Below are 13,028 nucleotides of genomic sequence, written 5' to 3'. Positions count from 1 at the left end.
TGTGTGAACACTTACGAGCACTTCGTAAGGAGGTGATCCAACCGCAGGTTCCCCTACGGTTACCTTGTTACGACTTCACCCCAGTCATGAACCACACCGTGGTAAACGCCCTCCCGAAGGTTAAGCTATCTACTTCTGGTGCAACCCACTCCCATGGTGTGACGGGCGGTGTGTACAAGGCCCGGGAACGTATTCACCGTGACATTCTGATTCACGATTACTAGCGATTCCGACTTCATGGAGTCGAGTTGCAGACTCCAATCCGGACTTAGACGTACTTTGTGAGGTCCGCTTACTCTCGCGAGGTCGCCTCCCTTTGTATACGCCATTGTAGCACGTGTGTAGCCCTGGTCGTAAGGGCCATGATGACTTGACGTCGTCCCCACCTTCCTCCGCTTTATCAACGGCAGTCTCCTTTGAGTTCCCGACCTAATCGATGGCAACAAAGGATAAGGGTTGCGCTCGTTGCGGGACTTAACCCAACATTTCACAACACGAGCTGACGACAGCCATGCAGCACCTGTCTCACAGTTCCCGAAGGCACTCTCGTATCTCTACAAGATTCTGTGGATGTCAAGACCAGGTAAGGTTCTTCGCGTTGCATCGAATTAAACCACATGCTCCACCGCTTGTGCGGGCCCCCGTCAATTCATTTGAGTTTTAACCTTGCGGCCGTACTCCCCAGGCGGTCGATTTATCGCGTTAGCTTCGGAGCCCATCACTCTAGGCAACAAACTCCAAATCGACATCGTTTACAGCGTGGACTACCAGGGTATCTAATCCTGTTTGCTCCCCACGCTTTCGCATCTCAGCGTCAGTATCTGTCCAGAAGGCCGCCTTCGCCACCGGTATTCCTCCACATCTCTACGCATTTCACCGCTACACGTGGAATTCTACCTTCCTCTACAATACTCTAGTTAACCAGTTTTAAGTGCAATTCCTAGGTTGAGCCCAGGGCTTTCACACCTAACTTAATTATCCGCCTACATGCCCTTTACGCCCAGTCATTCCGATTAACGCTCGCACCCTCCGTATTACCGCGGCTGCTGGCACGGAGTTAGCCGGTGCTTCTTCTGTGATTAACGTCAATTAATAAACCTATTAGATTCATCACCTTCCTCATCACCGAAAGTACTTTACAACCCGAAGGCCTTCTTCATACACGCGGCATGGCTGCATCAGGGTTCCCCCCATTGTGCAATATTCCCCACTGCTGCCTCCCGTAGGAGTCTGGACCGTGTCTCAGTTCCAGTGTGGCTGGTCATCCTCTCAGACCAGCTAGAGATCGTCGCCTTGGTGAGCCCTTACCCCACCAACTAGCTAATCCCATATGGGTTCATCAAATGGCGCATGGCCCGTAGGTCCCATGCTTTGGTCTCTCAACTTTATGCGGTATTAGCAGTCGTTTCCAACTGTTGTCCCCCTCCATTCGGCAGATCCCCATACCTTACTCACCCGTCCGCCACTCGTCATCAAGTGCAAGCACTTATGTTACCGTTCGACTTGCATGTGTTAAGCCTGCCGCCAGCGTTCAATCTGAGCCATGATCAAACTCTTCAATTTAAAGTTTGATGCTCAATAACTGTCTCTGACATATTCAAATGAATCTTCAGTGTCACTTATCAAGACTTAATTTTTTAGTCCGTAGACTTTAATTTTTCGTCTCGCAAGTGCCCACACAGATTGTCTGTTTCTTATTTTTAAAGAGCTGACAGCTTATGTTCCTTATTAACTTTTCGTTGACTTAGTTCGCTGTCTCAAGGGTTGCGTATATTACTCACTTCACTTGTGAACGTCAACCCCTATTTTAGAAATTTTTATTTTCTTGTGTTGAATGACTGCTTTTTACACAAATTTAGGCATTATAGGGTTATTTTTAGCTGTTTTGTCACATTAATAGCTTTATTAGTAGCCTCTTTAACTGTCGATGCTCTAGCTAACGCAACACCCATTCTTCTTGTTCCTTTTACTTCTGGTTTACCAAATAAACGTAAATCAGTTTGCGGTTCGCTTAATGCTTTATCAATATTAGCGAAAGTTATTTGTTTTGAATTACCTTCTATTAATAAGACTGATGATGCGCAAGCACCATATTGTTCTATAATTGGAATTGGCAATCCTAATATTGCTCTAGCATGTAATGCAAACTCAGATAAGTTTTGTGAAATTAACGTCACCATACCCGTATCATGAGGGCGAGGTGATACTTCACTAAACCATACTTGCTCCCCTTTGACAAATAATTCAACACCAAATACTCCTCGCCCACCTAATGCTTCTGTTATTTTAGTTGCAATATTTTTCGCTTTTTTCAATGCTTTTTCAGGCATCTGCTGAGGTTGCCAAGATTCTCGATAATCACCTTTTTCTTGACGATGGCCAATTGGTTCGCAGAATGAAACTCCGTTGATATGCCGAACAGTCAGCAAAGTAATCTCGTAATCAAAATCAATAAAACCTTCTATGATTACTTTACCTCCACCAGAGCGCCCTCCCTCTTGAGCATATATCCATGAAGATTTAATATCTGCTTCACTACGCAATAAAGATTGACCTTTACCCGAAGAGCTCATAACTGGCTTAACCAAACATGGAAAACCGATCTCTTTTACCATTTGTTCATATTCAAATTCGTTTTCAGCGAAACGGTAAGGTGAAGTGGGTAGTTTTAATTCTTCTGCAACAAGACGACGAATCCCCTCACGATTCATTGTTAATTGCGTTGCTTTTGCTGTTGGAATAACAGTAAATCCTTCTTTTTCCAACTCAACTAATGTAGATGTGGAAATAGCTTCAATTTCTGGAACAATATAATCGGGATTTTCCACTTCAATGACTTTTCTTAGAGCATCCCCATCAAGCATATTAACAGTATGATAGCGATGAGCTACTTGCATTGCTGGCGCATTAGCGTATCGATCAACTGCAATAACTTCACAGCCAAAACGTTGTAATTCAATCGCCACTTCTTTAGCTAATTCTCCTGCACCACACAGTAATATTTTAGTTGCAGTCGGTGATAAAGGAGTACCTAATTTAGCCATAATTCCCTCATACACAGTTAATCGTTATATCTCAAAAAATAAAAAATCGGGAAAATTATCCCGATTTTTTAATCAATATTATGCTTGATAAGGATCACGTAAAATCATGGTTTCATTGCGATCTGGACCTGTTGAAATAATATCAATTGGTGTTTCGGTTAACTCTTCAATTCTTTTGATATATGCTTTTGCTGCTTGTGGCAGTACATTATAGCTTTTAATACCAAAGGTTGATTCACTCCAACCTGGCATAATTTCATAAACAGGTTTAACTAAGCTCCACTCTTCAGCAGCAGCTGGAGCATTTTTAATGACATCACCATTTGGTAATTGGTAACCGACACAAATTTTTACTTCTTTAAGCCCATCTAACACATCAAGCTTAGTTAAACAAAATCCTGAAACAGAATTAAGTTGTACCGCTTTACGCACAGCAACTGCATCAATCCATCCTGTTCGACGGCGACGACCAGTTGTTGCACCAAATTCATTACCTTGTTTGCAAAGATATTCACCAACTTCGTCAAATAGCTCGGTAGGGAATGGGCCTGCACCAACACGCGTAGAGTAAGCTTTAACAATACCTAACACATAGCCAACATAACGCGGACCAAAACCAGATCCCGTTGCCACACCACCAGCAGTAGTATTAGAAGAAGTTACAAAAGGATAAGTACCATGATCGATATCAAGTAATGTACCTTGTGCACCTTCGAACATAATTCTTTCGCCTTTTTTTCGTGCATCTTCTAAAAGCGCAGGAATATCGGCAATCATAGCAACTAAAATATCAGCTATAGCTAACGTAGCATCTAAAACTTTTTGATAATCTACAGCTTCGGTTTTGTAATAATTGACTAATTGGAAATTATGATATTCCATCACATCTTTTAGTTTTTCAGCAAAAGCTTGACGATCACGTAAATCACCAACTCGAAGTCCACGGCGAGCAACTTTATCCTCATAAGCAGGACCAATACCACGCCCTGTTGTTCCAATAGCTCTATTGCCACGAGCTTTTTCTCGAGCTTGATCTAATGCAATATGGTAAGGCAAAATTAGAGGACATGATTCAGAGATAAGGAGCCTTTCCCTAACAGGAATTCCACTATTTTCTAACTCTTTCATCTCTTTCATCAAAGCGTCAGGACAAAGCACTACACCATTAGCAATAATGCTAATAACATCATTACGTAAAATTCCTGATGGAATTAAGTGTAATACTGTTTTTTCACCATTAATAACTAATGTATGACCTGCATTATGCCCGCCTTGATAGCGAACAACATACTTCGCTTTTTCCGTAAGTAAATCAACAACCTTACCTTTTCCTTCATCACCCCATTGTGTACCTAACACAACAACATTATTACTCATAGACTATTTACTCATTTTGTTAATTATCAGATTTTAATTTCATATATTTAAAAAATTCACTATCAGGACTAATAACTACAATATCATTATCTGTAAAGCTTCGTTCATAAGCTTTTAGCCTTCGTATAAAGCTAAAAAACTCTATATCTTTACCAAAAGCATCAGCATAAAGTTTGATTGCATTTGCATCACCTTCACCACGAATAGAACGAGATTGACGTTCAGCTTCAGATAATATTTTGGTTACTTCTAATGTAGCCTCTGCTCGTATTTCATCAGCTCTTTTAACACCTTTAAAATGTTGATTTTGGACAATATTATTTCTTTCTGCTTTCATTTCCTCATAAATAGAATTAGATATTTCTTGAGGAAAATTAACTTTCTTTAAGCGGACATCAATAACTTCAATACCGAACGGTCTCATACTTGCTTGATTAACATCTAAAGCTTTTTCATCTTTATTAACTTGCTTTTCAATCGAATTACTTTTATCCAATTCTTTAATAGTGCTATTTAAATTATTCTTTACACGAGAGACTATAGAATTATGAGAGCTATTATTTGTATCATTAACAACATCAATGATATTTAATTTTTCAATTTCTGCTCTTAAACAGCTATTTAATCGAGCAAGTAACAAGTTATCGATACTATTACCACTAGCAATAGTTTCATAATATCGATTAAAATCAACAATCTTCCATTGTACAAAATAATCAACAACTAAATCTTTATTTTCACGTGTTCTAAATTTTTGTTCTTGACCGACATTATTAGGACTATTTGTTGTTTTGATTTTAGCATCAACAATTTTTACATTATCCATTCCTGGAAATTTAAAATGTAATCCAGGTTCAGATAATCCTATAATTTTATTAAACCGTAAAATTATTCCACAAGTACCTTCTTCAATAACATAAGCGCTAGAAAAAAACACACCAATCAAAATTAATACTATAGGAATCAATAATTTGCGCATGCTTTTCTCCTTATCTTCCCATAAACCGTGGAGTCCGCGTAGTCTCGCCAACTTTAATGGTGTTATTAGTGTTATTGTTATTTTCTTTTGATAATTCCGGCTTTGATTTAGGCTGTTCTTTTATTGTTTCAGACGAGCTCAGCATATTGGAATTATATTCACTATTTTGGTTTGATAACGTCATTGTTTGAGAATTTTTTTCACTCTTATTTTTTAATAGTACTTCTAACGGTAACACCATTAAATTTCCACTTTTATCATTCACTATAATCTTATTGGTTTTGGTTAATACTCTTTCCATAGTTTCAATATATAAATGTTCTTTAGTAATTTCTGGTGCTACTTTATATTGTGGTAAGATTTTTTCAAAACTAGCCACATCACCAGCAGCTTCAAGTTCTACTCTAACCTTATAAGCATTAGCATCAGCTAAAATTTCTGCTGAACGTTCTTCTGCTTGCTGAATTTTTTTCACCTTATCAGCTTCAGCTTGTTTGATTTCTCGCTCACTATCGTCTTGAGAATGAAGCGTTTTATTGTCATTACCTTTCACTTCATCTGGTAGACGAGCAACTTGAAAATTCAAATTAACAATATTAATACCCATATCATAGGGACTAATGATATTGACTAACTCATCTTTAGTACTACGTTCTAGAGCTGAACGTTCATCAGAAATTATCGCATCAATATTTGAACTTGCCACTACCGTTCTAAGGGCGCTATCGGCAGCTTGGCGCAAACTATCTTCTACATTAGTGACATTAAATAAATATTTTAAAGGATCGCTGACACTATATTGCACATTTATATCAACAAAAACCAAATTTTCACCAGCTGTAACAATAAGTCCCTTTTCGTTAAAATTTCGAATACCCTGTGTATCAACAATATACACTTTATCGATTAAAGTTGGCTTCCAATTTAGTCCTGGTTGAATGATTTCAGATTGAACTTGACCGAAACGAGTAATTACACCACGCTGATTTTGGTTAATGGTATAAAATCCACTTCCTGCCCAAATTAAAACAAGTAAAGCAATTATAGATATGATAATTTTAGTTGTACTCATCGGCAATTTAATTCCAGAGGAACCATTATTATTACCGAAATTATTTTTTTTTAATAATTTTTTAACTTTATCAAATAAACCATCAGATGAATGATTAGTTGGCTTTTTTTTATTATTCCCCCATGGGTCGTTATCTTGTCCGTTATTGCCGGGCTGATTCCACGCCATATTGTATATGCTCCATTTGATAATTAGTTGTTATTTTGCTTATTGATCAAGTATAACAGATCTGGTTCTTGTTTACAGAGGCGATTCCATTCTATAGAGGGAATTCTCACATCTAGATGAAAACTACCATCCTCATTAATAAATTCATTTTCTACCGCATTTAACTGATATAAACGACTTCTTAATCTTGCTAAATAAGCAGGTAAGTTTAAGTGGCAAACTTGTATTTGCTTAGCTAGCCTTTCTTTTAAAGCGATAAATAATTGATCTAATCCTAAACTATTTTGCGCTGAAATCCAAACACGAATTGGTATACCGTTTTCATCTCTATCAATACTTGGTTGTTTGCCTTCTATCAAGTCGATTTTATTCATAACAAGTAATGTTGGAAGTTCGTGCGCATCAATTTCGTGCAAAACTTCATCAACAGCATGCATATTATCTAATAAATTAGGATCTGCTGCATCAACAACATGTAATAACAATGCAGCTTGTTGAGTTTCTAATAACGTTGCTTTAAAAGCCGCGATTAAATCATGTGGCAAATGGCGAATAAAACCAACCGTGTCAGCTAAAACAACTTCACCTACATCATCAACAATAATTCGACGAAGTGTTGGATCGAGTGTAGCAAATAACTGATTAGCAGCATATACATCAGCATTTGTTAACGCATTAAATAATGTTGATTTACCTGCATTCGTGTAGCCAACAAAAGAGACTGTTGATAGATCTGCTTTATTTCGTGATTGACGATTTTTATTTCGCTGTTTTTCAACTTTAGCAAGTCTTGATAAAATTAATTGAATCCGTTGACGAATCAACCTTCTATCAGTTTCTAATTGAGTTTCACCTGGACCACGTAAACCTATCCCACCTTTTTGACGTTCTAAATGCGTCCAACCTCTAACTAAACGAGTCGAAAGATGTTTTAACTGTGCTAACTCGACCTGTAATTTACCTTCATGTGTTCTGGCTCTTTGAGCAAAAATATCAAGAATCAATCCGGTTCTATCAACAACACGACATTTGCACAATTGCTCTAGATTACGTTCTTGGGAGGGAGTTAATGAATGATTTACTAAAATAACAGAAGCATTGAGCTGTTTAACTTTTTCTGCTATTTCTTGAGCCTTACCTTCACCTACAAAATATTTGGTTTGAGGTGCTTTTCTTGAGGTTGTTACAATATCGAGAATATCTATTTGAGCCGAAGAAACTAAAATTTCAAACTCTTTAAGATCCTCGATATTGCTTTCTTGAGGGAAGAATACATGGACTAATAAGGCAGATTCACCGCCTTTATATCTCTCAAACAATCAGATTCTCCACTGAAATTCAGCTTTCGCTTTCCTCTTCGGCTTGAGATACCAATCCAGAAATAGGTCTAGATGGTACGACTGTCGAGATAGCATGTTTATATACCATTTGGCTTACAGTATTTTTTAACAAAATCACAAATTGATCAAATGACTCAATTTGCCCTTGTAATTTAATACCATTAACTAAATAGATTGAGACAGGAATATGCTCTCGACGAAGCAAATTTAAATAAGGATCTTGTAATGACTGCCCTTTTGACATGAGTTTATCCTTTAAAAATAATTATATTAAGATAAAATAAATACATTTATAAATAATTAATGTATTTTACATACTATTTCAGATACATCTTTAGTATCTACCAAAATAACATAAAAAAAGCTTCTCTTGAACCAATCAACTATAATTAATGCACAAATAACTAAAATTTTAACAAATTTAAACTAAAAAGGTAAAAAAATACTAAATAATGACACTAATATACATAATTTTACCTACAAAAAACTTACAATTGTATATTATTAAACCACTATAAAAATTATCGCTTAGAATACGTTTCGAAAAATTGCATCCATATTATCATTGTTTAACCATGTTATAGGTTGCTTCCAACCGCGAAGCCATGTTATTTGTCGTTTAGCTAATTGACGAGTAGCACAAATTCCTTTAAAAACCATTTCATCATAACTTGTATTGCCATTTAAATACTCCCACATTTGACGATATCCAACACAACGCATAGAAGGTAAATTTAAATGTAAATCCGATCGCTGCATAAGTGCTTTGACTTCATTTTCAAATCCTTGATCCAACATCTGTAAAAAGCGTTGTTCAATACGTTCATGTAATTGCGACCGATCTTGTGGCATAATAGCAAATTGCATAACATCGTATGGTAATGTTTCCCCACTTTCTTGTATAAGTTCAGTTAAACTTTTGCCTGAAATTAAATAAACCTCTAAAGCACGATTAAGCCGCTGAGGATCGTTAGGATGAATTCGTTCAGCTGAAATTGGATCGACTTTTTTTAGATCTTCGTGAATTGCTTGCCAACCTAATTTATTGGCTTTTTCCTCTATTTGCTCACGAATTTCGCTATTAGCAACAGGAAGCGGTGAAAGCCCTTCAATTAAAGCCTTAAAATAGAGCATTGTCCCACCAACTAACAATGGAATTCGCCCTTTTTTTAGTGTTTTTTCAATTTCCACAATAGCATCATGTCTAAAATTAGCTGCCGAATAACTTTTTGCAGGATCACAAATATCAATCAATTTATGTGGATACTTTTGTTGCTCTTCTTTAGTCGGTTTTGCAGTACCAATGTCCATACCACGATAAATTAGAGCTGAATCGACACTAATAATATCAATAGGATAACGATCATAAAGCGCCATAGCAAATGCCGTTTTACCAGATGCTGTTGGCCCCATTAACGAAATAATTTTTGGTTTATTCATGATAAATCGATTGAGTTAAAGATTGCATATCAATTGGGTATAAAAACGAATCTTTTTGTAAAAGATTAATATCCACTTTTTCTAGTTGAGCTAATAACTGAATGACTTTTACTACACTCCAGTTCATCGTAACACTATCATAATACTGATTAGCTAACCAAGCCGCTATTTGCGTTGGATCTAAAACTTCATTTTTTGAATCAGAAATAAAAGCAATTAAAGCGGGTAATAATTGTTGCCAATTGATAGTGCGCAACATTTTAGGAACATTTTGCAAATACAGCTTTGCTTTATCAATATAAAAATCAAAACCTAAAAAATTTAGTTGCGGCTGATAAGAAGAAAGGATTTTCTGCTCTTTATTATTAATTAAAATTGTTAATGGGATAAGCAATTTTTCAGAATCTTGTGACAATAACTTAATAGCAACGACTTTTTGCTGAGCAATAGGCAACTTCATCAACATTAATTTTTGTTGATTATCTTCATTTTTTTCAAGCAATGCAATATCAGGTTGAATAATAGTTAACACCCGTCCAAATGTCACTAATAATGAATTATCAAGCTGCTGTTGTAGTGATTGCAATGGTGAATTTCGTTTAGGAAATAATGATTCAATAACCGCTTTTTGAGGTTCAGTTATTTCATTTTCTTCTACCGATAAAAATGGCTTTTCTGGCTCAAGTTGTGCAATATTTTGAGAAGGAGATTCAACACTAACTAACTGACCATACAACGCATTTTCTTTAGCATAATTACTAGGTTTTTTGGGTAATTGGTTACTAGCTTGATAAGGCTTAGAAATCGTCTTTTGATTAAAGATATTTTCTCCAGCTGCTTGCCGATTAGGTGTTATTGTTACTTTTTCATCTGTTACAGATAAATCCGATTCAAGAGCCATAACTATAGCTTGATAAACGAAATCATGAACCAATCTTGCCTCATGAAAACGGACTTCATGTTTAGCAGGGTGAACATTAACATCAACTTGTTTTGGATCTATTTGTAAAAACACCACATAACTTTGTTGTTCATTCTCACGTCTTATATAGGCTTGTCGTAATGCATGATTAAGTAATTTATCTTTGATAACTCGACCATTAACATAAAAATATTGCAAATTACTAACTTCACTACTTGTTACCCAACCTTGAATGAACAAATCATCATGTTGCCAATCTAATTTGACTGCTTTTTGCATAAATACTCGACCACATACCAATTCTACCCTTTTTTCAAGGGTAGATGAACGGTACTGCTTAACAAGTTTACTATTATGCTGCAAATTAAAAGTAACATCAGGACGTGCAAGCGCAATACGCCGAACAAATTCCTCAATATGCATAAATTCGGTTTTTTCTGTTTTTAAAAAACGGCGTCTTGCAGGAGTATTGTAAAACAAATCAAGTACTTCAACAGTCGAGCCAACAGGATGTGCAGCAGGTTTAATCACCGGTTCCATATCTCGCCCTTCAGCATAAACTTGCCAAGCTTCAGTTTGTTCAGCTGTGCGTGAAGTTAATGTCAATCTTGCAACTGAACTTATACTCGCCAGCGCCTCACCACGAAATCCAAGGCTAATAATAGAATCTAAATCATCTAACTTGCTGATTTTACTTGTCGCATGACGAGCAAGCGCCAGTGCTAATTCATCTTTAGCAATACCGCAACCATTATCTCGAATACGAATTAATTTACAGCCGCCTTGCTCAAGATCAATATCAATTTGAGTACTGCCCGCATCAAGGCTATTTTCAACCAACTCTTTAATGACTGATGCTGGACGTTCTACCACCTCACCAGCAGCAATTTGATTCGCTAATTGAGGAGAAAGAATATGAATTGCCATTAATGCTGTTCTCCAAACTTTGGATTTTGTTTAACGTAATTTTTTATACCTTGATAAATAGCTTTAGCAATCTTATTTTGATGAGCATTACTACTTAGTAAGCGTTCTTCACCTTCGTTAGAAATAAAACCAACTTCAACTAAAATTGATGGAATATCTGGTGAACGTAATACCCCTAAGCTTGCATGTTCTGGAGCAGATTTATGTAGCTTTGTTATCCCTTTCATTTCTTTTAATACTTGTTTTGCTAACTCATACCCCACTCGTTGAGAATAAGAAAATTGGAGATCTAATACAGCTTGACTTAAATGAGGATCATGATCATCGCTAAGCGCATCACCTGCCCCACCAAGTAATTGTGACTGTTTTTCATCTTGTTCAAGCCAACGGCCAAGTTCTGTGTCAGCTCGCTTAGTTGACAATACCCAGATCGAAGCACCAGTTGCATTCCGATTTGGTGCAGCATCGGCGTGAACTGAAACTAACAAATTAGCTTTATTTTTTCTAGCGATTTCAGAGCGTTGTGAAACAGAAATAAAATTATCACTACTACGGGTTAATACCCCTTTAAAATTAGGATCTTTATTTAGTAAATTGGTAAGTTTTTTAGCAATAGAAAGCGTAACTGTTTTTTCATATAATTTATTTTTCCCTATTGCGCCGGAATCTTTACCACCATGCCCTGCATCAACGGCAATCACAACTTTAGCTGCATAGGCAGAACTACAAAGCAGTAATAAGATAAAAAAAGTGAATAGTTTTTTCATTGTCTTTATATTGTTTATTTCAATTATGATAGATTAATAATCTCACTGCCTTTTTCGCTTATTGCCTGAACGCAAGCAGTACGTTCAAGCGCCAAATAAGTCAAATGAATTTCAAGATCAGCGCTTGGCAAGATCCCATTTGCTTGCTGTGGCCACTCAATCAAACAAATTGATCGCGAAGAAAAATATTCACGAATCCCCATAAACTCTAACTCTTCTGGATCGCAAAGCCGATATAAATCAAAATGGTAAACTGAAAAATCATCAAATTGGTAGGGCTCAACTAATGTATAAGTTGGACTTTTTACGTTACCTACATGACCTAATTGTTGCAAAAAACCGCGACTAAAAGTTGTTTTACCTGCACCAAGATCGCCAATTAAATAGATAATAATTGTATCATCATGTTTAGACAAATAGTTTAAACACAATTTGGCAAGTTTACTGCCAAACAAAATCGTTTGTTGCTCATTGCTTAAAATAACTGATTTCATGATGAATTCTTTGCTCAATAAATGGTTCTTATTATATACTAATAACATCAAAGATGTACTAACCAAAATGAGCTTGATTTTGTAAAAAAGTTTCAGGTAACTATACGTTTCAGTATAAAAAGTGAAAATAATGCTACATACTATATCAACAGCAAACCAATCAGCCATAAATCCACAATTAATATCAGCTCAAGATGTTGTATTGTTCTGGCAAAATGGCGTTATTCTGGCTATACAAAATAATCCATTATTAAATGATATTATAAAAAAAACTAAACACTGTTACGTCATCAACAGCGATATAGAGGCTCGAGGAATAAGCAAAATTATTGATTCAAGGCTTAAAATTATCAATATGCAACAAGTTGTTGAACTTACAACTAACCATTTTCCACAAATGAACTGGGAATAACCATAGGGCATAATGCTACCCAGTTTTAAAAAGCACGAATCATGCAAATTTGCAAAACCTAAAACCTAAGTTTAATATAAATCTCA

10 protein-coding genes, 1 rRNA gene and 1 pseudogene are annotated in these 13,028 nt (G+C 36.3%); 1 reads left to right on the top strand and 11 read right to left on the bottom strand.

The window, feature by feature from the left end:
- Positions 1–25 precede the first annotated feature (25 nt).
- The 11 genes and pseudogenes from A9G37_RS03975 to tsaE all read right to left on the bottom strand — a co-directional run bounded on the left by A9G37_RS03975 (position 26) and on the right by tsaE (position 12,530).
- A 16S ribosomal RNA gene (locus A9G37_RS03975) occupies positions 26–1,563 on the bottom strand.
- A 299-nt stretch (positions 1,564–1,862) separates the two neighbouring features.
- Positions 1,863–3,044: a formate-dependent phosphoribosylglycinamide formyltransferase gene (gene purT, locus A9G37_RS03970; protein WP_065574688.1), complete on the bottom strand. Its 1,182-nt coding sequence runs from the start codon at positions 3,042–3,044 to the stop codon at positions 1,863–1,865.
- 78 nt (positions 3,045–3,122) lie between these two features.
- Positions 3,123–4,421, bottom strand: coding sequence for an adenylosuccinate synthase (locus tag A9G37_RS03965; protein ID WP_065574687.1), 1,299 nt, complete (start codon positions 4,419–4,421; stop codon positions 3,123–3,125).
- A gap of 19 nt (positions 4,422–4,440) precedes the next feature.
- Entirely contained in the window at positions 4,441–5,400 is a 960-nt protein-coding gene (hflC, locus tag A9G37_RS03960; RefSeq protein WP_065574686.1) for a protease modulator HflC, read from the bottom strand.
- A gap of 10 nt (positions 5,401–5,410) precedes the next feature.
- Positions 5,411–6,640 carry an FtsH protease activity modulator HflK gene (gene hflK / locus A9G37_RS03955; protein ID WP_065574685.1) on the bottom strand — a complete coding sequence of 410 codons (1,230 nt, stop codon included), beginning with the start codon at positions 6,638–6,640 and terminating at the stop codon, positions 5,411–5,413.
- 23 nt (positions 6,641–6,663) lie between these two features.
- Entirely contained in the window at positions 6,664–7,959 is a 1,296-nt protein-coding gene (gene hflX, locus A9G37_RS03950) for a ribosome rescue GTPase HflX (RefSeq protein ID WP_065574684.1), read from the bottom strand.
- Between the two features lie 19 nt (positions 7,960–7,978).
- Positions 7,979–8,224 carry an RNA chaperone Hfq gene (gene hfq, locus A9G37_RS03945; RefSeq protein ID WP_034911910.1) on the bottom strand — a complete coding sequence of 82 codons (246 nt, stop codon included), beginning with the start codon at positions 8,222–8,224 and terminating at the stop codon, positions 7,979–7,981.
- Positions 8,225–8,508: 284 nt separating this feature from the next.
- Positions 8,509–9,420 carry a tRNA (adenosine(37)-N6)-dimethylallyltransferase MiaA gene (miaA, locus tag A9G37_RS03940; RefSeq protein ID WP_065574683.1) on the bottom strand — a complete coding sequence of 304 codons (912 nt, stop codon included), beginning with the start codon at positions 9,418–9,420 and terminating at the stop codon, positions 8,509–8,511.
- Positions 9,413–11,269, bottom strand: coding sequence for a DNA mismatch repair endonuclease MutL (gene mutL / locus A9G37_RS03935; protein WP_065574682.1), 1,857 nt, complete (start codon positions 11,267–11,269; stop codon positions 9,413–9,415). Before mutL ends, miaA begins: the two co-directional genes overlap by 8 nt.
- Positions 11,270–11,289: 20 nt before the next feature.
- A pseudogene (locus tag A9G37_RS03930) lies at positions 11,290–11,994 on the bottom strand (N-acetylmuramoyl-L-alanine amidase); the annotation flags it as partial.
- A 65-nt stretch (positions 11,995–12,059) separates the two neighbouring features.
- Positions 12,060–12,530, bottom strand: a complete 471-nt coding sequence (gene tsaE, locus A9G37_RS03925; protein WP_034911922.1) for a tRNA (adenosine(37)-N6)-threonylcarbamoyltransferase complex ATPase subunit type 1 TsaE — start codon at positions 12,528–12,530, stop codon at positions 12,060–12,062.
- 130 nt (positions 12,531–12,660) lie between these two features.
- Between tsaE and tusB the strand changes: the two genes are divergently transcribed.
- Entirely contained in the window at positions 12,661–12,942 is a 282-nt protein-coding gene (gene tusB, locus A9G37_RS03920; protein WP_034911926.1) for a sulfurtransferase complex subunit TusB, read from the top strand.
- Positions 12,943–13,028: the final 86 nt, after the last annotated feature.

This window comes from Gilliamella sp. GillExp13 (assembly GCF_001690815.1).
GTDB lineage: Bacteria > Pseudomonadota > Gammaproteobacteria > Enterobacterales > Orbaceae > Gilliamella > Gilliamella bombi.
The sequence above is the reverse complement of the archived record's forward strand: the minus strand, read 5'-3'. Positions and strand labels throughout refer to the sequence as shown.